This window comes from Gordonia sp. DT101 (assembly GCF_049844895.1).
Taxonomy (GTDB): domain Bacteria; phylum Actinomycetota; class Actinomycetes; order Mycobacteriales; family Mycobacteriaceae; genus Gordonia.
The window spans coordinates 553,799-576,796 of the sequence record NZ_JBNCLX010000004.1; the positions used below are offsets into that span (position 1 = coordinate 553,799).

Consider the following 22,998-nt stretch of genomic DNA (forward strand, 5'->3'; position numbering starts at 1 on the left):
GGCGCACGATCTCTGTGTGGTCACATCACTCCGGCAAGGCCTCTGTGAACCTGAAATGCTCAACTGTTCCTACGAGTCCCTCGGACATACCGGCCGCCCGCAATGCTCGACGTTTGAATGCGAGCGCGGCATTGCTGACTCGGTGTTCTGCCGGTTTCGATCCGATCTCGAGATCTGCCGGGCACTCGTTGCCCCAGAGCCAGACGTGTGCTCGGCGAGAGCGGATCGCGGCCGCGGCCCCCAATCGGATCCTCTCGTCGGCGTGACACAGATCGGCCGAAATCGCCAGTGACTGCGGCCAGTGCGCGGAAGTCCGGCGGGCCAACGAATGTCGCAGGTCGAATGCGCGCGTTCCCAGTATCTCCAGTGGCACCGTCGTACTGCCGCCATCGAGGACGTGGACGCTGACGTCCCAACCGGCCATCGACTGGTCGAACAGCCATCCGCCACAGAACTCGACGACCTCTGATGGGGTTGTGGCGATCACTGCCAGGCGGTGTCGCGTGTGGCGCCGCCGCGCAGTGGCTCGCGCGCGGGTGACTTCGCGCGCTCCCATCACGCATGGTTCCATGTGATCCTGGGTGAGAAGTGTCATCGGAGTGTCCTTTTACTCGCCTGACGGAAGGCTTTCTGTCGCATCTGCCGCCGCTTGAGCGGCGGCGCACGATTCTCAGAGTTGCGTATACACGGTCTTGGTCTGTAGGTAGCTTTCGACACCCTCTCGACCCCACTCGTGCCCCCAACCCGATTGCTTGTAGCCACCGAAGGGCATGGAATGGTCGAACACCATCTGACAGTTGAGCGTGACAGTTCCGGCATGAAGGCGTTTGGCCAAGCGGTGGGCGCGCGCGATGTCCTTGGTCCATGCCGTCGCAGCAAGCCCGTAATCGGAGTTGTTGGCAAGGGCGACGACTTCGTCGTCATCATCGAAAGGCATGATGGCCACTACGGGCCCGAAGATCTCTTGTTGGTAGAGGCTCATCGACGGATCGACGTCGGTCACGACCGTGGGGTGTACGAAGTACCCCCGCCGGTCGAGTCGTTCGCCGCCGGTGACGACTTCGACGCCGTTGCGCTTGCCTTCGTCGACGAATCCCATCACCCGGTTCAACTGTTTCTCACTGATCAGCGGCCCGATGAGCGTGCCCTCCTCGTCGGGGCCGCCGAGCTTGACCCCGTTGGCAACCATCGAGATACCCTCGACCACCTGTTCGTACACCCCGCGCTGCACAAAGATTCGCGAGCCGCAGATGCATCCCTGGCCGGAGTGGATGAAGATTCCCATCGCGGCCATCGTGATCGCCGCCTCCAAATCGGCATCGTCATAGATCAAAACCGGCGACTTGCCGCCAAGCTCGAGCATGACCCGCTTGAGGTTCCCCGACGCCGCGGTGAGGATCTGCTTGCCCACCTCCGTCGAACCGGTGAAAGCGACCTTTTCCACATCCGGATGCTCGGCCAGCGCCTTGCCCGAGGTGTGGCCATAGCCGGTCACCAGGTTCACCACATCATCGGGCACACCGGCTTCGGCGATGATCTGCTCCAGCAGGATCGCTGACAGCGGTGTCTCCTCGGCAGGCTTCGCGATCATGCTGCAGCCGGCGGCCAGAGCGGGTCCAAGCTTGGCGGCGGCGTTGAACACCGGCCCGTTCCACGGGAAGATCAGACCGACGACACCGTAGGGCTCCTTGAGTGTGTACGCGTGCATGTTCGAGTATGCGCCGGTGATCCCGCCGGTCTGCTGAACGTCGTGGGCGATGCCGTTGAGCTTGGTGCACCAGCCACCGTAGTAGCGGAAGATCTCCGCACTGGTACCCATGATCGATCGCGCCTGGTCGTAGTTCATGCCGGTGTTCAATGAATCCAGTGCGGCCAGCTCGTCGGCTCGCTCATCGATGCGATCAGCGATCCGCCACATGATCTTCGCTCGTTCGCTACCGGGGAGTCCACTCCACGAGCCGGATTCGAAGGACTTACGCGCACGGGATACTGCCTCATCCACCGCTTGTACGCCGCCGTCGGCGAACTCGGCGATCGGCTCCTCGGTGACGGGATTGATGATCGGAATGGTATCCCCGTTGCCCGGCCGATTACGCAGCTCGTCCAGGATGTTGTCCACAGTCATTGTCTCAGCTCACTTCGTCTCGTCGAACTCGATGTGCAGATCGGTGAGTCCGCGCAGCAAGAACGTGGGCTCGTAGGTGAAGTTGCGGTCGCCGGCAGGCCCGTGAACGGATTCGTCGAGCCTGATGTTGGCCATCCGGTCGAGTAGCCGGTTGATCGTCACCCGTCCCTCGACCCTCGCCAGCGGAGCGCCGGCGCAGGTGTGAATCCCTCGACCGAAGGTGATGTGCTCGCGAACATTCGTGCGATCGATCCGAAACTCGTTGGGATTCTCGAATTTTCGCGGGTCGCGATTGGCGGCCCCGAGGCAGAGCATGAGGATGGTTCCGGCCGGAATATCGACATCACCGAGCGTGGTGGACTTACGCGTGAGTCGGAAGTCGACCTTTGTAGGACTTTCCATGCGCAGCGATTCCTCGATGAACGGGACGATCAGCTTACGGTCCGCTCGGAGTTCTTCCTGGAGGTCGGGCCTCTCGCAGAGGACGAGGAGCGCGGAGCTGAGCAGTTTGGTCACCGTTTCCTGACCGGCGGCGAACAGGAAGGTGGCAGGTCGTGCGACCTCGATCACGGGCGGGACCGAACCGTCCGGGTAGGTCGCCGAAGCAAGCCCGCCGAGTACATCGCCGCGAGGATGTTCGCGCCGGTCCGTGATGTACCCGGAGAAGAGATCGTCGAGGTACTGCAGAGGGTTGCTGCCGACAGGTTCGTGATCGAGGGCCCCGACGCGGCTACCCGGCGCGTTACCCGCGCCCAGATTTCGACGGACCTCGTCCCGATCACCTTCCGGCACACCGAGGAGATCGGCGATGGCGAGCGTGGCGAACGGTTTTCCGTAGTCCCCGAGGAACTCACAACGCCCGCGTGCAATGAACTCGTCGATCTGCTGGTCGGCAAGTGCCCACACGAACTCCTCGTTCTCTTGCAGCCTTCGTGGCGTCAACAGGCGTAGGAGGAGCGACCGAGCCTTCTGATGGTCGGGTGGGTCCATGGTGACCATGTGTTCGAAAATGGGGAACTCGTGGCGGTGCGCCTCGATGAGGTCGGTGATGTCATCGCCCACGGGCTCGAAGGGCAGTGGCGGGAATGGCCCCCCGATGGCGTTCACGGCCGAGAACGATTCGGTGTCCTTGAATGCCTGTTGAGCTTCCTCATAGCCGGTGACAGCGATGACGTTGTGGTGAGGCTCCTGCGTCACGGGCCCTATGCTGCGTAGATGGTCCCAGTATTCATAGGGATCCTGGGACACTGTGGCGTCGGAGAAGTAGTCGACCATGGTGGGATTGGACATCGTTCATAGACCTTTCGAGGGTCGAGAATCGGGTGACTTGTACTGGTTCGGACTCAAGTGCGGTACGGCGTCAGGCTGCGCCAACTCAGACCGGTGAAGACGCACGGACTGGTGCTGTCGCGTCAGAGCCCGATCCTGGTGTTCTTGATCTGTTGAAATTCCTGAAGGCCTTCGATGCCTCCGGCCCTGCCGCTACCGCTCTGCTTGAAACCTCCGTACGGCCCCTGCGGGGAAATGTCACTGTTGCGGTTGATCCACACCGAACCGGACTGAAGGGCACGGGAAACACGATGTGCGCGAGGTAGATTCATCGTCTGGACGTAGGCGTTGAGACCGTAGTCGCTGTCGTTGGCCAGCGCGATGGCCTCCGATTCGTCATGGAATCGGGTGACGGAGACCACGGGCCCGAAGATCTCGGTGGTCGCGAGTGGAGATCGATTTTCGACGTCGGTGAACACAGTGGGCTGAATGTAGTATCCGTCGCCGCACTCGCCACCGACTCGCTGTCCGCCCGTTGCGAGCGTCCCGTGCTTGCCTTGGACGGCGTTGTCGATGAGACCCAGGATGCGATTCATCGCCGGCTCGCTGACCACCGGCCCCAGCATGACCTCCGGATCGAACGGATCGCCGATCTTGGCCGCCGCCAGGACCGCCAGGAACCGCTGCATGAACTCGTCATACACCTCGTCCTGCACGAAGATCCGACTCGCACACGCGCAGCTCTGCCCCGATTGCCCAAGGGGCCCTTGCCATGCGGAGAGAATTGCGGCTTGGTCCAAATCGGCATCGGCAAAGATGATATTGGCGGACTTGCCGCCGAGTTCGGTTGCCACCGGGGTCAGGTTTGCTGCGGCCGTGGTCAACACCTGCCGTGCAGTCACACCACCGCCGGTGAAGTGGATCTTCCCGAGACCAGGGTGAGCCACGAGCGAACGGCCGCCGGTGGCGTCCGAGGGCAGTACGTTGACCAGGCCGGGTGGTAAGCCGGCCGCCACGCAGATCTCGCCGAATCGGAGGGCGCTGAAAGGGGACAACTCCGACGGCTTGAGGATGACGGCGTTGCCCGCAGCCAATGCCGGCGCGACATTCAGCCCGACGACAACCATCGGCCCGTTCCACGGGGCGATCACTCCGACCACACCATACGGTTCTCTGTCGACGATGTTGAGATCGTGCTTACCCGAGACCTCGGAGTTCTGTCCGTGCGCCTTGTCGACGTGCCCCGCGTAATAGCGGATGAAGCTCTCGGCGAGCATGGCGTGTCCGGGAGCGGTGCGAATCGGTACGGCGAAATCGTGGATGCTCAGCCGACCGAGTGTGTCTATGTTGTCGTGCACCGCGTCGGCCAGGTCGAACATGATGTCACGCCGCCGCCCGATCGGCAGGGACATCCATTCACGCTGGGCCTCTCGGGCACTGGCCACCGCTTGGTCGACCTCGTCGGGTCCGGCGAGGGTGATCTTCGCGTTGGGCTCTCCCGTGGCCGGGTAGATGTGGTCATATGTGACGGCCGACGATCCGGTCACCCAATCACCACCGATGAGGAGTTCGGTGGGCAGCACATCGGCGTTGTCGGGGCCGATCACGGCGGTCATGAACGTCCTCCCAGGTGTAGAACCATGACGAGACTCATCGCACGGTGAACCCGGCGTCGAGCGCCCATTGGGTGCCGGTGATGAACTTGGCCTCGTCGGAGACGAGATAGGCGACGGCGTTGGCCACGTCCTCGGCTTCGAGCATCTGGATCGGCAACGCATTCTGCATCCCGGAGATGGTGTTTGCTCCGCCCTTGGCCGCCTCGGCCATCAGCTTCTGCATCGCCTCATTGATGGTCATTCCACTCGCCACGCCCGTTGGGTGAATCGTGTTCACTCTGATCCACTCTGGCGCAAGGTAATTGGCAAGTCCCTGCATCAGGGCGACAACTCCGCGCTTGGCGGAGGCATAAGCGTTCCCGCTTGCATTGATGGAGGCGGAGGCCTTGATTCCCGCCGAGGAACTGGTGATCACAATCGATCCGCCACGCTCTGCCTCGCGCAGTGCAGGCAGCGCCGCCCGAATGGTGTGGAACACGCCGGTCAGGTTCGTGTCGATGACATCGTTCCACTCCGCGAGGAAGTTGTTCGGGTCCTCCGGACCCATCTTGATGATCCCGGCGTTCGCCAGGATGATGTCGACTCGGCCGAACTCGTCGTATCCCTCCTGGAAAGCGGCTGACAGTCCGGCAAAATCCCGCACATCCGCCTTTCGAGCCACGGCTCGGCGCCCCTCCTTTTCGACAAGGCGAGCAGTCTCGTCGAGATCTTCCTGAGAGGCGTTCGGATAGGTCATCGACGCGACGTTCTCGCAGATGTCGACGGCGATGATGTCTGCACCTTCACGCGCTAGCCGGATTGCGTGCGCGCGACCTTGGCCTCGCCCAGCGCCGGTGATGAAAGCCACGCGGCCTTCGAGTCCTGACATGTTGCGTATTCCCATCTCTCTATATACTTTCCGCCCGCGGCGGACCGCAGATGTATTACGACGAACCGGTGGAGCGAGGGGATCACGGGTGCAATCGGGCCCACGCCTCTTCGCTTGCGCCGTGGAGGGCTTCGGCCTTCGCGAATCCGGAATAGGCAGCGAGCTGCAGAACCACCTCATCCATCTCGGGTTTGGTGATGTCGCCGGACTCGAGTGCCGAGCCCGTGTGCGAATGCAACGGCGTCAGCGAATCGCAGACCGCCACCGAGGCGACGGTGATGAATCTGCGGTCGCGTCGACTGAGCGTCGGGCGCTGCCAGACATGGCCGAAGACGAAATTCAGGATGCCCGCATGGATGTAGGGCGTTTCCGGGCGCGGTGGTTCGATCAAGTTGACTTCGACGAATTCCCTTGTGCCATCTTCGATTCTCGAGTTCCAGTCATTCAACCCCAGACTCGCGTTGTCGGGTGGGACCACCGCGCCTGTTCCGCCGTTCGCGCGGTCGATTCTCGCCCATGCGCGACGGATCACGCCTTCGAGATGAGAGGCCTTGGGCCATCCGTTGTACACAGCGAAGTGAAGTACGAATTCCAACATCTCGTCGATGGTCATATCGCCGCTGAGGAGGGCATCCTCAACTTGATCGTCGATCGGTTTATGGGCATCAGCGGCCCCGACGCACGTCAGCGTCACCCAGCGGCGCTCGCGCCGGCCCAAACCGGGTCGGGACCACACCTGATCGTGGAGCCAGCCTTGTTGCGCCTGTTCAAAAGGGGTTTTGGGAGCTTGCGCTTCGCCATCTCCGATAGTGGCATAACTCGCCCGCGACTGTGACATGTGACCTACCTCTCAGCTATATTGACTGAATATTAAGGCGTCAGACCTAAATTGTCTATGGTTTGATTAGGTTTATGCAGACGGAAGTGCGATCCGCCAAAGAGCGACTGATATTGACCGCTGAGCGGCTCTATGCGCTCCACGGTCTCGATGGAGTTCCGTTGCGGCAGATCGCAATCGAGGCCGGAACCGCGAACAAGTCCGCTGTCCAGTACCACTTCGGGTCCAAAGATGCGCTGGTGACGGCGGTACTGGCCAATCGCGTGGACGACCTAGACCGTCGGCGCGGACTGCTGTACGCGCGGGCAGATCTCCAGGACGTCCGCGCCGTGGTCGAGGCGCAGCACCTTCCGCTCATCGAGCTCGGCGAGGACGACACTTGCTACTACCTCGAGTTCGTCGAGCAGCTCCAACGCAAGTCGCATCCCCTTCATGACCTTCCTGCTTCGAATCGATTGACAGAGCAGGCGTACTACGACCGGGTCGGCGCTCTGCTGGAGTCCGTGCCCGTGGAATTGCGCGAGCTTCGCATCAAACAGGCGACCGCTGCGTGCCTGCACATCTGTACCGACCGCCGACGTTCACGGGAACTCGGCGAAGCGGTGCCACCTTACGGTGTGCATGTGAGTCAGCTTCTCGACAGCCTCGTGGGCATGCTCACCCTCGAACCGTCGCGTGAGACCACGGCCGCCCTGGAGGCGTGGTCGGGCGAGACGATCGGACAACGGTGACCGTGCGAATTTCTCAATTGCCTTACAGTGCAAGCAGGTTCAATTTTCCCATGGTGGAATAGCTTCGGGGCGCGATGCTTTCGTCGTCAATTTCATTGACATCTCACTGTGACTCGTGCAACACTTCGTCTCGAGTATCCGGTATCTGATCCGGACGCGGCGGCCCGATGGCGGGCGAAACTCCACTATTCACTTGGTCTTTCGAAGAAGGTTGGTAATTCAATGGCTGGTCGTATGGAAGGCAAGGTCGCCCTTGTCACGGGTGCCGCTCGGGGGCAGGGTCGCAGTCACGCGGTCCGGTTGGCTGAAGAGGGCGCCGACATCATCGCGGTCGACATCTGTGGTCCGGTAACCCGTGACACATCAATCGCGCCGTCGACTCCTGAGGATCTCGCCGAGACGGTCGAACTGGTCAAAGGGCAGAATCGCCGGATCATCGCCTCCGAGGTCGATGTGCGCAATTATGATGCTCTGAAGGCGGCAGTCGACGACGGCGTGGAACAACTGGGCCGCCTTGATGTGGTCGTGGCGAACGCGGGGATCGGCAACGGCGGTGAGACGCTCGACAAGACGAGCGAGACTGACTGGCAGGACATGATCGACGTGAATCTGTCCGGTGTGTGGAAGTCCGTGAAAGCGGCAGTTCCTCACCTGCAGGCGGCCGGCGGCGGTTCGGTGGTCTTGACGAGTTCGGTCGGTGGCGCCAAGGCATACCCCAACACCGGACACTATATTGCGGCAAAGCACGGGGTCATCGGACTGATGCGGAGTTTCGCAGTCGAACTGGGGGAACAGTCGATTCGAGTGAACTCGGTCCTTCCGACGAACGTCAACACCCCCATGTTCATGAACGAGGGGACCATGAAGATGTTCCGACCGGATCTGGAGAACCCGGGCCCGGAGGACCTCAAGGTGGTCGCGCAGATGATGCATGTGCTGCCGACGGGATGGGTCGAGCCCCGTGACATCAGCAACGCGGTGTTGTTCCTCGCGTCCGATGAAGCGCGTTTTGTCACCGGCCTTGCACTGGCCGTGGACGCCGGCAGTCTGCTCAAGTAGTCGTATCTCGGAGGTCGTCGATGGAGAATGAACACGGTCCCGATGGCGGTGACGTGGTTACCGGGCCGCTGGTCGAGGTGGATACATCGCTGTGTGAGGGTCATGGGTTGTGCGCTATGCTCGCGCCCGAGGTCTTCGAGGTCGGTGATGACGACGTCGCGGTGTGGGAGCCACACCCGCCGGAAGATGCGCGCGGCATTGTCGAGGCGGCGGTGAGTGCCTGTCCGCGACAGGCGATCACGCTCAGCTGATCACTACCAAACGGTGCGGCGCCATCGGCATGGTCGCCCCCGTCGACTACCAGACCCTGGCGTTCAGACTGACTGTCCGGCAGTGTAAGTACTCACTGCGTCAGCAAGTTGACGGTCAGAGATGTTACTGGAGTGTGCGAGCCCATCGACAACGCTGGCCTGGTTGCATTCGGGCTGGTTCTGCGACATCTTGGCCTTGCCCTCCCACCGGGTGATGGTGAGTTCCAGACCCACGATTGCTTTGAGTTGGCCGGCGATGAAGTCAGCGGGTGCGTCGGTGACGGCCCATGGCATATCACGACTCTGCTCGTGACGGTTGCTGAGGGCCGACACATGGTCGAGCAGCCAGTCGGGGTCGTCGTGGACGCGAAGGGCGCCGTAGACGTTGATGGTCTCGTAATTCCACGTCGGGACCACCTTGCCGGTCTCGGCTTTGGTCGCATAAAGCGACGGTGAGATGTATCCATCGATGCCGGTGAAGATCGCGACCGACTCGGCTGCAGACTGCAGAGTGAGCCGCCAGTGCGGGTTGGCGCGGGCCATGTGCGCGACGAGTACATTGCGGTCGGGGTCGTAGATCATCGGCATCGGAGTGATCGCGAGTCCGTCTTCACCAGGCGTGATCAGGTGTGCCATCCCGGCGCTCCCGAGAGCAGACGCGATCGCCTCGTCGGACAGTTCGAATTTGCGCGGGATGTACATTGCCGTCGGCTCCATTCATCTGAGAGGATTCGCACTTGGTACTGGTGAATCCACGCCACGGTAGCAATGTGGTCACCACGGATGAGGTCAACGGCCGGAATGTGCCCTCAGTCGGGTCGACCGTGACCGCGTGACGAGTGGTTCGCCGTACGGAGCGTCAGCGTCGCACCGAGCGTCGTCATCATTTGGTGGATCGACATCTGTTGTGCCGGTGACGATCCTGTGAGGGGCCGATGTGACGCTGGTGGTCGAGTCGCTGTGTGGGTGATCTCGATACGGCGCCTCGCCTGGCGGCTCGGTGCCTACTCGATCAGCGGGTGGGAGAGATCTCGCCTGGCGGCTCGGTGCCTACTCGATCAGCGGGTGGGGGACGTTGCGGGTGGGGGTGGTCTCGCCGGTCGAGTAGCCGCGAACGGAGTGAGTGGCGTATCGAGACCACCTTCCGCGAGGAGGTGATCTCCGATCAGCGGAGCTCGCTCTTCATCACCTTTCCGGTGGCGTTGGTCGGCAGCTGATCGAGAAAGGTGATCGATCGCGGCGCCTTGAATCCGGCCATCCGTTCGCAACTCCATGCGATCAGTTCATCTTCGGTGATCACCTCACGGGTCACCACGAAGGCCTTGCCCACCTGGCCGAGGCGCTCGTCGGGGACCCCGATCACCGCGGCCTGGTCGACCGCGGGGTGCTCGAGCAGATAGCTCTCGATCTCGGCAGGATAGGCGTTGAAGCCCCCGACGATGAACATGTCCTTCTTGCGGCCGACGATGCGCAGCCGACCGCCCTCGACGATCTCGCCGAGATCGCCGGTGTGTAGCCACCCGTCGTCATCGATCGCGGCGGAGGTCGCCTCCGGGTCGTCGAGGTAGCCTTGCATCACGTTGTAGCCGCGGATGAGGACCTCACCGTCGTCGGCGATGCGGATGTCGATGTCGGCGCAGGGGATTCCGACGGTGGTGGCGATCTGATCGAATGTGTCGCCGGATCTGGATGCCGTCACGGTGCCGGCCTCGGTGAGTCCGTATCCGGTCATGATCGTCTCGAACGGCAGCTCGTTCCGGATGCGGCGGATGAGATCGACCGGTATGTCAGCGGATCCGGTCACCGCGGCGCGTAACGACGAGAGATCGCGTGAACCGTCGTTCGCGGAGAGCAAGGACTGATACAGGGTCGGCGGGCCCGGGAGCATGGTGATCTTCTCGGTCTCGATCAGATCGAGGACCTGCCCGACGTCGAGGACGGGCACGGGGTGGATCGTTGCGCCACGGATGAACGAGGCGACGATTCCCGCCTTGTAACCGAACATGTGGAAGAACGGATTGACGATCAGATACCGGTCACCTTCGCGGAGATCGGCCAGGTCGCACCACTCTGCGAACAGTCGCAGTACCTGCTCGTGATTCATCATGACGCCCTTGGGGCGCCCGGTGGTGCCCGAGGTGTACATGATGTCGGCGATGTCTGACGGTCCGACCGGTGCCTCGAAAGGATCTCCGCCGGAAAGGAAGCCGCCCTTGATGTCGATGACCGCCACGTCGGCCGGCACCTCGAAGTCGAGTCCCAGGAAATCTTTCTGGACCAAAACGGCCTTCGCACCGCTGCGCGCGATGATGTCGGCGGCCTCGTCCCGCTTGTAGCGGGTGTTGACGGGCACCAATGTCCCGCCCGCCGTCAGGAGCCCGAAGACGGCGATGATCCACTCGGCCGAGTTGGGGGCCCAGATCGCGACCCGGTCACCCTTACGGATTCCTATGTCGGCGAATGAGCCTGCCGCGCAGCGGATTCGGTGTACCACATCACGGAAGGTGAGGCGGAGGGAACCGTCGACGACCGCTTCGGCATCGCCGAAGCGGTCGGCCGACGACAGGACCATCTCGGGGATGGTCTTCCAGGTCATACCTTCAGGAGTCGCGCCATGTTGCCGCCCATCACAAGCTTCTGGTCCTCGAACGGGAGGTGCTCGATGTGGCTGATGTATGTCGTGGGCTCGGCGAGGCCTTCGGGATGCGGATAGTCCGATCCGAACAGCACGCGCTCGGCGCCGATCAGCGAAGTGAGCTTGCTGAAGTCCTCTTCCCAGAACGGGCTGACGTGAATGCTCTTCTTGATCGCGGCCACCGGGTCCTGCATGCCGAAGCCTTCAGGAGCCTTCTTGTAGACGTCGGTCAGCGTCTGCAGCACGTGCGGGAGCCAGCTGGCACCGTTCTCGATCACGGCGATCCGCAGCTCCGGGAAGCGCAGCAACGCGCCGTGGCACACCCAGGAGGACACGGCGTCCTGGATCGGTCGCCATTCGCTGACCATGCGGAAGGCATTCGTGACGAAGGGGAGCATCTCCTCGCCGCTGCCCTCCCAGTCCTGGTTGTAGCGGGCGTACCCACTGTCAGACGAGTGCTGGGTGACGAGCACGTCGAGTTCGACGACACGCTTCCAGAACGGGTCGAACTCCGGCAGTGCGAACGACCGCAGCCCCTTGAAGCCAGGCACCGGAGCCGGGCGGACCAGGATTGCCTTCGCGCCACGCTCCACGCACCATTCGAGCTCCTCGATCGCCTTGTCGACAATCGGGAGGCTGATCACCGGGACGGTGAAGATGCGTTCCTTGTAGTTGAACGACCAGGTCTCGTACAGCCACTGGTTGAGCGAATGGACCACCGCGTGGATCAGTTCCGGGTTGTCGCGCATGCGCTCCTCGACGAGGCTCGCGAGTGTCGGGAACATCAGGGTGCGGTCGATCTTGAGTTCGTCCATCAGCTCGAGACGTGGTGCCGGCTCACGAAAGGCGGGGATCGCCTTGATCGGCTTGCCGAAGATCTCACGCTTGCTCTTGCCCTCAGGATTGCCGTTCTTGAAGTAGTCCTCCATGGCACCCGGCCGCGCGACCACGTCGAAGGTCGGGTTGGGGATGTACTCGCTGATCTGGCCACGGATGGCGATCTTGGTGCGGCCCTCGACATCGACGTACTGGATGGCCTTCTTGTACTTGTCTGGCAGGAACTTGGTGAGCGCCTCCTTGGTCTCGTACAGGTGGTTGTCCGCGTCGAACAGCGGGTAGGGCAGCTGGCTCGGTGACATGTGAAACTCTCCTTTGCTACTTTCGAGAATACTATTCTCCTGAACGTGCATCGTGCAATGCGGTGCGGATTCGGAATTTCTGGACCTTGCCGCTCGCGGTGCGGGGGAAGTCGTCGACCACGTGGACATCTTCGGGCCATTTCTGCTTGGCCAGACCGACCGCGGTCAGGTGTGCGCGGAGATCCTCGATGGTGGGGGAGCCCCGATCGGGATGGACTCGCAGGACGGCGGCAGCGCGTTCACCGAGCCGATCGTCGGGAACCGCGACGACGACGGCGTCGGCCACCGCGTCCATCCCGAGAAGGGCATCCTCGACCTCAAGGGCGCTGATGTTCTCGCCGCCGCGGATGATGATGTCTGACTTCCGGTCGGTGATGCTGAGATAGCCGTCCTCGTCGAGGACGCCGATGTCGCCGGTGTGGTACCAGCCGTCGTCGTCGAACATTCGCGCGGTGAGGTCCGCATCGGTATATCCCATGCAGAGATCCGGTCCGCGGCTGAGGATCTCGCCGTCCTCGCCGAGCCGGATCTCGACCCCGGGTAGTGGCCGACCGTCGGTGTAGAGACGTTTGTCCTCCGCGGCGCTGGGGTGTGAACCGGTGATCGACGGGTGCTCGGTGCTGCCGTAGGAACGGAACACCGTGATGCCGAGGGCAGCCAGCCGGGTGGTGATCGCCGCCGGTACCGACGATCCGCCCAGGCCGGCGTACTTCATGTGGGGGACATCGGCTTCGGTGAAGTCGGGGTGGTCGATCAGGCTCGTCATGTAATAGGTCGCGCCGCCGCCCACCGTGACGTTCTCGGCCCGCATCAGGCGCAACGCCTCGCCGGGTTCCCAGACGTCGGTGAGATTGACGTCCGTACCGTCGAGGACTGGGATGAGGAAGGCGTTGATCATCCCGATGAAATGCCCGACCGGTGCGGCGGTGAGCTGCCTGCCGCGGTCGTCGGGGTACATCGCGGAGAGCTGTCGGGTCTCGTGTACCAGCGAATGGTGGCTGTGTAGAACCCCTTTGGGGTTGGTGGTGGTCCCGGAGGTGAACGCGATGAGTGCGCAGGTCGACGGATCCACTGCAAGGACGTCGGCCATCGGTTCGTCGTCGAGGAGGTCGGTGAAGTCCTTGTCGATCACCCCGACGATCGGGACGTCGGCGCAGACGGACAGGTCATAGGAGATCCGACCGAAACTCTCGGGGGTGACGAAGACCTTCGGTGTCACCTCGCCGAGAATGTAGGAAACCTCTTTGCGCCCATAGAAATGCACGATCGGCACGACCGCCGCGCCGAGGAAGGCCGACGCCCAGAACACCGCGGCCGCCTCCATGGAGTTCGGCAGCTGGAACGCGACGACATCGCCGGGTCCCACGCCCCGCCTGCGCAATCCGGACGCCAGCCGTCGCGCGACGAGCTCGACGTCGCGAAAGGTTCCCGACCAGGGGCGGGTCGCCGAGTGCACCAGGAAGCGGGCATCGGGGGATGCGGCCAGTCCGTCGCTGAGCAGATCGCCGAGGGTCTCGTCCGTCCACCATCCGTTGGCGACGTACTTCTCGGCGAGCTCGGTCGGTACCTGCCTGGTCATGAAGCCCCCATGCGCTCGGCCGGGGCCGCTGTCTCCGGCAGATCTGCCGTCGACCCCGGATTCGATGGTGATAATGTTCTCTCTGAACGAGAATAGCAATCTCACTTCCGGAGAGCGAGCGGTTATGGTGAAGTTGGAGACGGTCGAGGGGCTGGCCGTGATCACGATCGATCGGCCCGAGGCGCGGAACGCGATAGCCCTGTCGACGATGGACGAGCTCGACGAGGCGATCGACGCGGCGGCCGGTGCGCGGGCGCTCGCGATCACCGGCGGCGGCGACCGGGTCTTCGTGTCCGGCGGCGACCTCAAAGAACTCGCGAAGCTCCGGACGCTGGACGAGGCCAGGGCGATGGCCTGGCGGATGCGGCGGATCTGCGATCGCATCAGCGCTTTCCCAGGACCGGTGGTGGCCGCACTGAACGGGCACGCTCTCGGTGGTGGTGCCGAGGTCGCGGTGGCCGCGGACATCCGGCTCGCGGCCGACGACATCACGATCGGCTTCAATCAGTCGAGTCTGGCGATCATGCCGGCATGGGGAGGGGCGGAACGGCTCACCACCCTGGTCGGTCCGTCACAGGCCCTGTTGCTCGCCGGGTCGGGACGGAAATTGTCCGCCCAGGAAGCGATGAGGGTGGGCCTGGTCGATCAGGTCATCGAGCGGTCGCGGTTCGACGAGGGCTGGCGAGCTGTCGCGCAATCGCTGGCGACGGCGCCCGCCACCGCGATCAAGAAGGTCATCCGGGGTGTCGAGCCCGGTGAGGCCGTCGAGGAGTTCGCGCACCTGTGGGTTGCCGACGAGCACTGGGCCGCGGCCGACCGGGTCCTCAAGCGGGCCAAATGATCGAGCAGGGTCCGTCGGTGAACATCGACTCCGTGGCAGCAGCGCATCGTGCCCTCTACGAGGCGGGCCTCGATGTCCGCTCCGAGGTGGTCGGCGCCGACTACGTGGCCGAATCGCTAGCCCGCAACGTCGGTTCCGACGGCGAACCATTGCAGCGGTTTGTCACGGAGTCGGTGTGGGGCTCGATTTGGACTCGCCCCGGTCTCGACCGGCGGAGCCGGAGCCTGATGACGATCGGCATGCTGGTCGCCCTCAACCATCATGCGGAGCTGGCCGTCCACGTGCGCGCAGGTCTGGGCAACGGCCTGACCCGCGACGAGATCGTCGAGGCGATCATCCATGCCACGGCGTATTGCGGCGTGCCGGCCGGCATCGCCGCGATGCGGGTCGCGCAAGAAATCCTGATCCGCGAATTGGGAGAGCGCCACGACGACGATGCATCCAGAGAGGAAAGCCATGGCTGACATCCCGATTCCGGATCGGCGCGTCGGCATGATCGGCCTCGGCGCCATGGGCGCGCCGATCGCAGCCAACTTCGTGGCGGCGGGACAGCCGCTGGTCGTCGCCGACGCGGCGCCCTCCGCGGTTCAACGATTTCTCGCCGGACACCCCGCCCTGGCGGAGCCGGGCGATCCCCCGGACTGTGACGTGGTGGTCCTGTCCCTGCCCACGAGTGATGTCGTCGACGAGGTGGTCCTCGGCGAGAACGGCCTGCTCCACCGCCTCGCGCCGGGGTCGATCATCGTCGACATGAGTTCCAGTGTCCCGGCCCGCACCCGAGCACTCGGGGATGCGGCCGCGGCAGCGGATGTCTCCGTCGTCGACGCGCCGGTCAGCGGTGGAGTGGCCCGTGCAGTCATCGCGGATCTGGCCGTGATGGTCGGCGGGGACGACGGCGCGGTCGACATCGTGCGGCCTCTGCTGGCCGCAACCGCCCGCGAGATCATTCATGTGGGTCCGACCGGATCGGCCCATGCCGCGAAGGCGCTCAACAACCTGCTGTCGGCGGTGGGGCTGTTCGCGGCCGCCGAAGTGCTCGTCGTCGGGGCCAAGTTCGGCATCGACCCCGCCACGCTGCTGTCGGTGCTCAACGCGGGTAGCGGTCGCAATCAGGCCACGGAGGCCAAGTTCGGGACGTTCGTGCTGAGCCGCGGTTTCGACTCGGGGTTCACGGCGTCGTTGATGAACAAGGACGTCGGCATCGCGCTCGACCTCGCCCGCGACTGCGGTGTGGACCTCGACATCGGGTCAGCGCTCGGCCGGGCGTGGGCATCGGCGACCGAAGCGATCGGACCGGGTGCCGATCAGACCGAGATCGTCCGGGTCCTCGAACAGACCGCGGGGATCGAACTCCGTTGACCGTATCCACTGGCCGAGGGCGCCCGTCGTCAGATCACCTTGCCTGCCCGGTGATTTCGTGGGCTTGCACGGGAACTGCCGAGGCGGCAATGTTGCTGGAGACCGAAACATCCCTACGGAAATCCACGAGGTGCACGAGAAGATGACCCGCCTGTTCACCAGACCGTCGCCCGACAACACCGCCGTCCAACTGCTCATGCGCGCTGCCATCGGCGGAACGATGATCGCCCATGGCGTCAAGCACGGGCGCAGCCTCGACGGCACGGCAGGCTGGTTCGGCTCCATCGGGTTCAAGCAACCCAGACTGCAGGCCCAGGCATCCGCCGTGGTCGAGGTGGGGGCGGGCGCCGCCATTGTCGCCGGTGCCGGTACGCCGGTGGCCGCATCGGCCGTCGTCGGAACGATGGCCGTTGCTGCTCGCTCGGTTCATCTCCCCAACGGCTTCTTCATCACCTCCGAGGGATGGGAGTACGTCGCCAATCTGTCGGTGGCCGCCATCGCACTCGCCGCCCTCGGGCCGGGTAAGTGGAGCGTTGACCGCGCGCTCGGGCTCGACAGCAAGCTCACCGGCAACCGCGCTGCCGCCGTCGCCGCCGGCCTCGGTCTCGGTGCGGCCGCCGCACAGTTGGCCGCCTTCCATCGGCCTCCGAAGGCATCTGCCTGACCGGCACTCGGCGGCTCCCGCCCGTCGGGGTAGGTGCTCAGGATGGCCAGGTGTGCACGGGTTCGCCCTCGTGCATCAGCGTGATGTAGTCGCCGAGCATGCCGTGCAGGGCGGCGTCGCGGTCCTCGCCCGCGGCCTCGCGGGCGAGGACCGCGCGCCGTTGCCATGCCGAACCGGTCTGCCGGTTGATGCAGCGGCCTTCGATGACCGACAGGTAGCGGGAGCGTGCCTTGGCCGAGACGCCGTAGGAACGCAGGCCGTCGTCGGCGAGGGGGAGCAGCCGTCGCAGAGTGAGTTCGTCAGGCCGCACCCACCCCACATTCGGCCAGTACAACTGCGCCTCGAGGCCCGCGCGGGCGCCCGACTGCAGGTTTTCCGCGGCCGCGTTGAAGGACATCTGGGACCAGAGTGGGCGGTCGGACTCGACGAGACCGCGGACCAGACCGTAGTAGAACGCCGTGTTGGCCATCGTGTCGACGACCGTCGGTCCGGCAGGCAGGACGCGGTTCTCCACCCGCAGGTGGGCGTGCCCGTCCACGACGTCGTACACCGGCCGATTCCAGCGGTACACGGTGCCGTTGTGCAGGCGCAGCTCGTCGAGTGACGGGGTCTTTCCCTCGTCGAGTTCGGCCAGCGGATCGACATCGGTGGAGACGGGGAGCAGTGCCGGGAAGTACCGGGTGTTCTCCTCGAAGAGATCGAAGATGGTGTTGATCCATCGCTCGCCGAACCAGACCCGCGGCCGGACCCCCTGATTCTTCAGTTCCAGGGGCCGGGTGTCGGTCGCCTGCTCGAACACCGGGATGCGGCTCTCGTGCCAGAGCGCGGCGCCGGCCAGGAACGGTGAATTGCCGGCGAGCGCCACCTGTACCCCGGAAATACTCTGGGCCGCATTCCAATGTGCGGCAAAGTCTTCGGGGGCAACCCGCAGATGCAGCTGCAACGATGTGCAGGCCGCCTCGGGAAGGATCGAGTCGGTGGTGGTGTGCAGGCGATCGGTCTGGTGACCGTCGCCGAGCGGGATCCCGCTGATGTCGATCTCGATTGCCTCGCCGCGGGCGTTGAAGATCTGCTCGTTGAGCAGGTCGTACCGGGGATTGGCCGAAATCCATTGGTGGGCAAAATGTTCGGCGTTGAGCGTGGGGAGCATGCCGATCATCACGAGATGATTGTCGGTCTGCGCGGCGCGATTCTCCGCGCGGTTCAGCGACGTGCGCAGCGCCTGCTCGAGGGAGATGGTGTCGTCGGTGACGAAGGGGCGCGGGGAGACGTTGATCTCGATGTTGAACTGACCGAGTTCGGTTTGGTAATCGGGGTCGGCGATGGCGTCGAGCACCGTGGCGTTGGCCATCGCCGGATTCATGTCGTCGTCGACGAGATTGAGTTCCACCTCCATGCCCAGCAACGGCTCCGGCGGGCGACCGTGATCGGTGAACAGGCCGTCGGCCAGCATGCGTGCGATCGCCTCGGTACCGCGACTCACCTGCCTGCGGAACCGCACGCGGTCCTCGCCGGTGAACTCGCGTTTCGAGACGTCGGTTCCCATGGCTCAATGGTGCATGATGGTCGGCGTGGCAGCGCGTAAACCGATCGATCCGGCGCAGGCCCGGGCGGCGGTCCTCGCCGTCGCCGAGTGGATTCGTGACGACACGGTCGACGCTCCCGCCCGGCCCGAGGTCGCCGCTGCAGTCCGACTCACCGCCCGCACCCTCGCCCAGGTCGCGCCCGGCAACTCCGTCGAGGTGCGCGTGCCGCCCTACGTGGCCGTGCAGTGCATCGAAGGGCCGCGACACACTCGCGGAACACCGCCCAACGTGGTGGAGACGGACCCGCACAGCTGGTTGCGGATGGTCACCGGGATCGGCGAGATGGCGGCCCTGATGGAAGGTGGCGCGGTCAGCGCGTCCGGGTCGCGGGCCGGTGAGATCGCGCGTTGGATGCCGCTGTTCCCGCTGTGAGCCCGGCTGTCACTGCGTGAGGCCGGATTCGCTCACGGCGTCGGTGTGCAGGGCGGGTGCAGGTTCGATCCGCCTGCGTCCGACGACGAGGATGACGGCCAGGATCGGATAGACCAGGATCGCGGCCACCGATCCGACATAGCCGCTCTGGCCGACCATGATCGACGTCCCGGTGAGGATCGAGAAGTCGAAGAGTCCGTGGACCACCGAGTTGAGGACGTTGCCCCGAGAGACCCGCCTGATCAGGTAGAAGAAGTAGCCGGCGAGGCTCACGGCGATCGCTTGCGGAATCGCCGAGGCGCCGTGGCCGATCGCGTTGGTGAGATGGACGGCCCCGAAGACGATGCTCGACCACAGCGCGACCCGGCCCTCACTCAGACCGTGCTCGCGCAGCACCGTCACACCGACGCCGCGGAACATCGTCTCCTCGCCCCAGCCGACTATTTGGGTGGCGAGCAGGAGGACGAGGACGAACACCAGATCCTTGTCGGCGAGGGCCTGGTAGTCGATGGCTGCGGCAATGGCCACCAGCATCAGCACCGGCACGATCCACACCCACCGGGACACCGGGCGCTCATCGTGCAGGACCGGCCGCCACCAGCCGAGCCGGGTCACCACCAGAAAGGTGAAGGCCAGTGCCAACCCGAGGGGGATGATCATCGAGTACACGACGCCCCGCGTCGTGACGATGTCCTTCTCTCCGCTGGCGTGTTCGACCGCGAGCCCGCCGAATTGGATGATCGCGAGGTAGACGATCACCACGACGGCGAACCCCACATAGGTCAGCCGTCGCGGGGGCTGTCGCGACGGGTGATCGGGACGAAGCATCGACACCGAGACAAGGTAGCCCGCCCAGGTCCGGCGTGCCGCGCCTGCGCCTCGCATCGACCCCGGGAATACGGTCGGTCGGCGCGCCGTTGCCGGATTCGCGTAACGACGCTACCGGTCGGTACGCTTGGTGCGTCTCCCCAGCCACCTGCGTCCTCGATCTCAGGGAGCCCATTGATGACCGACTTGTCGATCAACAGCACAAACCTCCTCGCTCCCACGCGATCATGCGGAACCGCCCAGCCGTCCGATGAGGTCGAGAACGAGCCTCGCGAGGAGTGCGGTGTCTTCGGGGTGTGGGCACCGGGCGAGGATGTGGCCAAGCTCTCCTATTACGGGCTCTATGCTCTGCAGCACCGCGGCCAGGAGGCGGCGGGGATCGCCGTCGGCGACGGATCGCAGGTCCTGGTGTTCAAGGATCTCGGGCTCGTCAGCCAGGTCTTCGACGAGCAGACCCTGGGCGCGATGGTCGGCCACGTGGCGATCGGGCACTGCCGCTACTCGACGACCGGATCGACGACCTGGGAGAACTCCCAGCCGATCTTCCGGACCACCGACGCGGGTACGGGTGTCGCCCTCGGGCACAACGGCAACCTGGTGAACACCGCCGATCTCGCCAGCCGGGCACGCGGTCTGGGCCTCATGAGTTCGGCAGCCACGTCGGATTCGGACCTGGTCGGCGCCCTGCTGGCCCACGGCGCCGCCGACAGCAGCCTCGAACAGGCCGCGATGGATCTGCTGCCCACCCTGCAGGGCGCGTTCTGTCTGACCTTCATGGACGAGCACACGCTGTATGCAGCACGGGACCCGCACGGTGTGCGGCCACTGTCGCTCGGTCGGCTCGACCGGGGCTGGGTCGTTGCGTCGGAGACCGCCGCCTTCGACATCGTCGGTGCATCCTTCGTCCGCGACATCGAACCGGGCGAGTTGTTGGCGATCGATGCCGACGGTGTCCGCACGTCACGCTTCGCCGAGGCCAAGCCGCGTGGGTGCGTCTTCGAGTACGTCTACCTCGCCCGTCCGGACAGCGTGATCCATGGTCGGTCGGTGCATTCGACCCGGGTGGAGATCGGTCGCCGGCTGGCGCGCCAGCATCCCGCCGAGGGCGACCTGGTGATCCCGGTGCCCGAGTCCGGCACACCCGCCGCGGTCGGTTTCGCGCAGGAATCGGGCATCCCGTACGGGCAGGGGCTGATGAAGAACGCCTATGTCGGCCGCACCTTCATCCAGCCGTCGCAGACGATCCGCCAACTCGGCATCCGTCTCAAGCTCAATCCACTCAAAGAGGTCATCCGGGGCAAACGTCTTGTGGTCGTGGACGATTCGATTGTCCGCGGCAACACCCAGCGCGCACTCATCAGGATGTTGCGCGAGGCCGGGGCCGCCGAGATCCATGTCCGGATCGCGTCGAGTCCGGTGCGGTGGCCGTGCTTCTACGGCATCGACTTCGCGTCGCCCGCCGAACTGATCGCCAACGGCATGGAGTCCGAGGCCGGCATGGTCGAGGGCGTGCGGCAGGCGATCGGCGCCGACTCGCTCGGTTACATCAGCATCGACGAGATGATCGGGGCCACCGAGCAGGGTGCGGAGAATCTGTGCGCGGCGTGCTTCGACGGTGACTACCCCATCGACCTGCCCCAGGAGACCTCCATGGGCAAGGCGGTGCTCGAGCAGATGCTCGCCAGCGCCGCCGGCGAGGGTCGCGCCGACCCGCTGACCGTTGCCAACGACAACGTCAGCGCGGTGATGCGGCCCTGATCTCGGGCTGTCAGCTCGCCGGCCGACGCCCCACACCGAACGGTACGGCCGCGCCGCGGTCGGGTAGCGTGTTTGAGCGGTGGTGACTCGCTTTGCCGACGTCGGAATCGCGGGCCACCGGACCATGCGCGACGACGGAGCCTCCGATCACCCGGAGATCCGACAACCTGGATTTCGACAAGGGGTGCTCAGCTAGATGACCGATCGGGATTCGGCTGCCGACAATCCGGCAAACAGCCCGCACACCGGCGACGGTGGTGCCTCGTACGCAGCCGCAGGTGTGGACATCGACGCCGGTGAGCGCGCGGTCGAACTGTTCGCGCCGCATGCCAAGCGCGCGTCCCGCCCAGAGGTCATGGGTGGTCTCGGCGGATTCTCCGGACTGTTCGCGCTCAAGGGCAACTACCGAGAGCCCGTTCTCGCTGCGGCGAGCGACGGCGTCGGCACCAAGCTCGCGATCGCCCAGGCGATGAACAAACACGACACCGTGGGCCGGGACCTGGTCGCCATGTGTGTCGACGACCTGGTGGTGTGTGGAGCTGAGCCGCTCTTTCTGCAGGACTACATCGCCGTCGGCAAGGTGGTGCCGGAGACGGTTGCGCAGATCGTCGCGGGTATCGCTGACGGCTGCGTGGATGCGGGCTGTGCACTGCTCGGCGGGGAGACCGCCGAACACCCCGGCCTCATGGGCGAGGATCACTACGACCTCTCGGCCACCGCGATCGGGGTCGTCGAGGCCGATCAGATCCTCTCGCCCGAGCGTGTTCGTCCGGGTGACGTGATCATCGGGATGGGATCGTCGGGCCTGCATTCCAACGGCTACTCGCTCGCGCGCAAGGTGCTCCTCGAATGGGGCCACATGGACCTGGCCGGACATGTCGAGGAGTTCGGCCGCTCGCTCGGCGAGGAGCTGCTCGAGCCGACCCGGATCTATGCGCGCGACTGCCTCGCCTTGGCCGCCGAGACCGATGTCCGCACCTTCGCGCATGTAACCGGTGGCGGCCTGGCCGAGAATCTGGCGCGGGTGATCCCGTCGGGTCTGGTCGCCGAGCTCGAGCGCGGGACCTGGACTCCGGCACCGGTGTTCGCCATGATCGGCCAGCGCGGCCGGGTGGAGCGCGAGGAGATGGAGCGCACGTTCAACATGGGCGTCGGTATGGTCGCCGTGGTGGCGCCCGAGGACACCGAGCGCGCACAGGCGGTACTGACGGCCCGTCATGTCGACAACTGGGTGCTCGGTGCGGTCAAACGGTCCACGGAGCCGAAGAACACCGAGCTGCCCCGGGTGGTGCTGTCCGGCGAGCATCCTCGCTTCTGACCACCGCACGCGCCCCCGCCGCCGATGTGACTTTCGCGCCGATCGTGGGCGGCTCCGGTCTCGATACGCCTCTCCTTCGTCGCGGCTACTCATAGCTCCTATGTCAAGCGGCTGCTTGAGTGTCGGGTTGTGTGCGGGTGTTGTGGTCGGCGGTGAGGGCGG

Annotated in this window: 22 protein-coding genes; 10 read left to right on the plus strand and 12 right to left on the minus strand. The window is 64.6% G+C overall.

Annotated elements, in window-relative coordinates; all coding sequences use genetic code 11:
• Positions 1 to 25: 25 nt before the first annotated feature.
• The 6 genes from ACLQ3I_RS17460 to ACLQ3I_RS17485 form a co-directional block, all read right to left on the minus strand.
• Positions 26 to 595, minus strand: a complete 570-nt coding sequence (locus ACLQ3I_RS17460; protein WP_425803531.1) for a hypothetical protein — start codon at positions 593 to 595, stop codon at positions 26 to 28.
• A 75-nt stretch (positions 596 to 670) separates the two neighbouring features.
• Positions 671 to 2,125, minus strand: a complete 1,455-nt coding sequence (locus ACLQ3I_RS17465; RefSeq protein ID WP_425803534.1) for an aldehyde dehydrogenase family protein — start codon at positions 2,123 to 2,125, stop codon at positions 671 to 673.
• Positions 2,126 to 2,134: 9 nt separating this feature from the next.
• On the minus strand, positions 2,135 to 3,415 hold the full coding sequence (locus ACLQ3I_RS17470; protein ID WP_425803536.1) for a cytochrome P450: 1,281 nt from the start codon (positions 3,413 to 3,415) through the stop codon (positions 2,135 to 2,137).
• A gap of 122 nt (positions 3,416 to 3,537) precedes the next feature.
• Positions 3,538 to 5,010 carry an aldehyde dehydrogenase family protein gene (locus ACLQ3I_RS17475; protein WP_425803538.1) on the minus strand — a complete coding sequence of 491 codons (1,473 nt, stop codon included), beginning with the start codon at positions 5,008 to 5,010 and terminating at the stop codon, positions 3,538 to 3,540.
• A gap of 34 nt (positions 5,011 to 5,044) precedes the next feature.
• A complete protein-coding gene (locus tag ACLQ3I_RS17480; RefSeq protein WP_425789239.1) occupies positions 5,045 to 5,878 on the minus strand; it encodes a mycofactocin-coupled SDR family oxidoreductase in 834 nt (277 codons plus the stop codon).
• 82 nt (positions 5,879 to 5,960) lie between these two features.
• Positions 5,961 to 6,716, minus strand: coding sequence for a carboxymuconolactone decarboxylase family protein (locus ACLQ3I_RS17485; RefSeq protein ID WP_425789237.1), 756 nt, complete (start codon positions 6,714 to 6,716; stop codon positions 5,961 to 5,963).
• An 86-nt stretch (positions 6,717 to 6,802) separates the two neighbouring features.
• Here ACLQ3I_RS17485 and ACLQ3I_RS17490 point away from each other — a divergent pair, with 86 nt between their 5' ends.
• The 3 genes from ACLQ3I_RS17490 (at position 6,803) to ACLQ3I_RS17500 (ending at position 8,757) form a co-directional block, all read left to right on the plus strand.
• Complete coding sequence (locus tag ACLQ3I_RS17490; RefSeq protein WP_425803541.1) at positions 6,803 to 7,447, plus strand: TetR/AcrR family transcriptional regulator; 645 nt, start codon at positions 6,803 to 6,805, stop codon at positions 7,445 to 7,447.
• 222 nt (positions 7,448 to 7,669) lie between these two features.
• Positions 7,670 to 8,506 carry a mycofactocin-coupled SDR family oxidoreductase gene (locus tag ACLQ3I_RS17495; RefSeq protein WP_425803543.1) on the plus strand — a complete coding sequence of 279 codons (837 nt, stop codon included), beginning with the start codon at positions 7,670 to 7,672 and terminating at the stop codon, positions 8,504 to 8,506.
• 20 nt (positions 8,507 to 8,526) lie between these two features.
• On the plus strand, positions 8,527 to 8,757 hold the full coding sequence (locus tag ACLQ3I_RS17500) for a ferredoxin (protein WP_425789231.1): 231 nt from the start codon (positions 8,527 to 8,529) through the stop codon (positions 8,755 to 8,757).
• 63 nt (positions 8,758 to 8,820) lie between these two features.
• On the opposite strand, the gene ACLQ3I_RS17505 is transcribed toward ACLQ3I_RS17500, so the two are convergent.
• From ACLQ3I_RS17505 to ACLQ3I_RS17520, 4 genes are all read right to left on the minus strand, one after another.
• A complete protein-coding gene (locus tag ACLQ3I_RS17505; RefSeq protein WP_425790483.1) occupies positions 8,821 to 9,459 on the minus strand; it encodes an FMN-binding negative transcriptional regulator in 639 nt (212 codons plus the stop codon).
• A gap of 463 nt (positions 9,460 to 9,922) precedes the next feature.
• Positions 9,923 to 11,353, minus strand: coding sequence for a FadD3 family acyl-CoA ligase (locus ACLQ3I_RS17510; RefSeq protein WP_425803545.1), 1,431 nt, complete (start codon positions 11,351 to 11,353; stop codon positions 9,923 to 9,925).
• Entirely contained in the window at positions 11,350 to 12,531 is a 1,182-nt protein-coding gene (locus ACLQ3I_RS17515) for an amidohydrolase family protein (protein WP_425789227.1), read from the minus strand. Before ACLQ3I_RS17515 ends, ACLQ3I_RS17510 begins: the two co-directional genes overlap by 4 nt.
• 31 nt (positions 12,532 to 12,562) lie before the next feature.
• Positions 12,563 to 14,110 carry an AMP-binding protein gene (locus ACLQ3I_RS17520; protein WP_425803547.1) on the minus strand — a complete coding sequence of 516 codons (1,548 nt, stop codon included), beginning with the start codon at positions 14,108 to 14,110 and terminating at the stop codon, positions 12,563 to 12,565.
• A gap of 124 nt (positions 14,111 to 14,234) precedes the next feature.
• Between ACLQ3I_RS17520 and ACLQ3I_RS17525 the strand changes: the two genes are divergently transcribed.
• The 4 genes from ACLQ3I_RS17525 (at position 14,235) to ACLQ3I_RS17540 (ending at position 16,974) form a co-directional block, all read left to right on the plus strand.
• Positions 14,235 to 14,951, plus strand: coding sequence for an enoyl-CoA hydratase/isomerase family protein (locus tag ACLQ3I_RS17525; protein ID WP_425789223.1), 717 nt, complete (start codon positions 14,235 to 14,237; stop codon positions 14,949 to 14,951).
• A 17-nt stretch (positions 14,952 to 14,968) separates the two neighbouring features.
• Entirely contained in the window at positions 14,969 to 15,415 is a 447-nt protein-coding gene (locus tag ACLQ3I_RS17530) for a carboxymuconolactone decarboxylase family protein (RefSeq protein WP_425803549.1), read from the plus strand.
• Positions 15,408 to 16,310, plus strand: a complete 903-nt coding sequence (locus ACLQ3I_RS17535) for an NAD(P)-dependent oxidoreductase (protein ID WP_425803551.1) — start codon at positions 15,408 to 15,410, stop codon at positions 16,308 to 16,310. Before ACLQ3I_RS17530 ends, ACLQ3I_RS17535 begins: the two co-directional genes overlap by 8 nt.
• Positions 16,311 to 16,452: 142 nt before the next feature.
• Entirely contained in the window at positions 16,453 to 16,974 is a 522-nt protein-coding gene (locus ACLQ3I_RS17540; protein WP_425789217.1) for a DoxX family protein, read from the plus strand.
• A 37-nt stretch (positions 16,975 to 17,011) separates the two neighbouring features.
• Here ACLQ3I_RS17540 and ACLQ3I_RS17545 read toward each other — a convergent pair whose 3' ends face one another.
• Positions 17,012 to 18,520, minus strand: a complete 1,509-nt coding sequence (locus ACLQ3I_RS17545) for a glutamate--cysteine ligase (protein WP_425803553.1) — start codon at positions 18,518 to 18,520, stop codon at positions 17,012 to 17,014.
• A 25-nt stretch (positions 18,521 to 18,545) separates the two neighbouring features.
• On the opposite strand from ACLQ3I_RS17545, the gene ACLQ3I_RS17550 reads away from it, so the two are divergent.
• On the plus strand, positions 18,546 to 18,932 hold the full coding sequence (locus ACLQ3I_RS17550; protein ID WP_425789213.1) for a sterol carrier family protein: 387 nt from the start codon (positions 18,546 to 18,548) through the stop codon (positions 18,930 to 18,932).
• A gap of 9 nt (positions 18,933 to 18,941) precedes the next feature.
• Here ACLQ3I_RS17550 and ACLQ3I_RS17555 read toward each other — a convergent pair whose 3' ends face one another.
• Positions 18,942 to 19,760, minus strand: a complete 819-nt coding sequence (locus ACLQ3I_RS17555; RefSeq protein WP_425803585.1) for a CPBP family intramembrane glutamic endopeptidase — start codon at positions 19,758 to 19,760, stop codon at positions 18,942 to 18,944.
• 177 nt (positions 19,761 to 19,937) lie between these two features.
• Here ACLQ3I_RS17555 and purF point away from each other — a divergent pair, with 177 nt between their 5' ends.
• Positions 19,938 to 21,518: an amidophosphoribosyltransferase gene (purF, locus tag ACLQ3I_RS17560; protein ID WP_425789211.1), complete on the plus strand. Its 1,581-nt coding sequence runs from the start codon at positions 19,938 to 19,940 to the stop codon at positions 21,516 to 21,518.
• A gap of 196 nt (positions 21,519 to 21,714) precedes the next feature.
• Positions 21,715 to 22,836 (plus strand): phosphoribosylformylglycinamidine cyclo-ligase, encoded by a 1,122-nt coding sequence (purM, locus tag ACLQ3I_RS17565; protein WP_425789209.1) that lies wholly within the window; start codon positions 21,715 to 21,717, stop codon positions 22,834 to 22,836.
• Positions 22,837 to 22,998 lie beyond the last annotated feature (162 nt).

What these genes read in the sequence shown, in the direction of transcription:
- ACLQ3I_RS17510 (WP_425803545.1), bottom strand. Translation starts at nt 11,353, where the DNA reads ATGACCTGGAAGACCATCCCCGAGATGGTCCTGTCGTCGGCCGACCGC.
- ACLQ3I_RS17525 (WP_425789223.1), top strand. Translation starts at nt 14,235, where the DNA reads ATGGTGAAGTTGGAGACGGTCGAGGGGCTGGCCGTGATCACGATCGAT.
- ACLQ3I_RS17515 (WP_425789227.1), bottom strand. Translation starts at nt 12,531, where the DNA reads ATGTCACCGAGCCAGCTGCCCTACCCGCTGTTCGACGCGGACAACCAC.
- ACLQ3I_RS17545 (WP_425803553.1), bottom strand. Translation starts at nt 18,520, where the DNA reads ATGGGAACCGACGTCTCGAAACGCGAGTTCACCGGCGAGGACCGCGTG.
- ACLQ3I_RS17535 (WP_425803551.1), top strand. Translation starts at nt 15,408, where the DNA reads ATGGCTGACATCCCGATTCCGGATCGGCGCGTCGGCATGATCGGCCTC.
- ACLQ3I_RS17485 (WP_425789237.1), bottom strand. Translation starts at nt 6,716, where the DNA reads ATGTCACAGTCGCGGGCGAGTTATGCCACTATCGGAGATGGCGAAGCG.
- ACLQ3I_RS17505 (WP_425790483.1), bottom strand. Translation starts at nt 9,459, where the DNA reads ATGTACATCCCGCGCAAATTCGAACTGTCCGACGAGGCGATCGCGTCT.
- ACLQ3I_RS17495 (WP_425803543.1), top strand. Translation starts at nt 7,670, where the DNA reads ATGGCTGGTCGTATGGAAGGCAAGGTCGCCCTTGTCACGGGTGCCGCT.
- ACLQ3I_RS17520 (WP_425803547.1), bottom strand. Translation starts at nt 14,110, where the DNA reads ATGACCAGGCAGGTACCGACCGAGCTCGCCGAGAAGTACGTCGCCAAC.
- ACLQ3I_RS17540 (WP_425789217.1), top strand. Translation starts at nt 16,453, where the DNA reads ATGACCCGCCTGTTCACCAGACCGTCGCCCGACAACACCGCCGTCCAA.
- ACLQ3I_RS17480 (WP_425789239.1), bottom strand. Translation starts at nt 5,878, where the DNA reads ATGTCAGGACTCGAAGGCCGCGTGGCTTTCATCACCGGCGCTGGGCGA.
- purM (WP_425789209.1), top strand. Translation starts at nt 21,715, where the DNA reads ATGACCGATCGGGATTCGGCTGCCGACAATCCGGCAAACAGCCCGCAC.
- purF (WP_425789211.1), top strand. Translation starts at nt 19,938, where the DNA reads ATGACCGACTTGTCGATCAACAGCACAAACCTCCTCGCTCCCACGCGA.
- ACLQ3I_RS17555 (WP_425803585.1), bottom strand. Translation starts at nt 19,760, where the DNA reads ATGCTTCGTCCCGATCACCCGTCGCGACAGCCCCCGCGACGGCTGACC.
- ACLQ3I_RS17465 (WP_425803534.1), bottom strand. Translation starts at nt 2,125, where the DNA reads ATGACTGTGGACAACATCCTGGACGAGCTGCGTAATCGGCCGGGCAAC.
- ACLQ3I_RS17460 (WP_425803531.1), bottom strand. Translation starts at nt 595, where the DNA reads ATGACACTTCTCACCCAGGATCACATGGAACCATGCGTGATGGGAGCG.
- ACLQ3I_RS17475 (WP_425803538.1), bottom strand. Translation starts at nt 5,010, where the DNA reads ATGACCGCCGTGATCGGCCCCGACAACGCCGATGTGCTGCCCACCGAA.
- ACLQ3I_RS17470 (WP_425803536.1), bottom strand. Translation starts at nt 3,415, where the DNA reads ATGTCCAATCCCACCATGGTCGACTACTTCTCCGACGCCACAGTGTCC.
- ACLQ3I_RS17500 (WP_425789231.1), top strand. Translation starts at nt 8,527, where the DNA reads ATGGAGAATGAACACGGTCCCGATGGCGGTGACGTGGTTACCGGGCCG.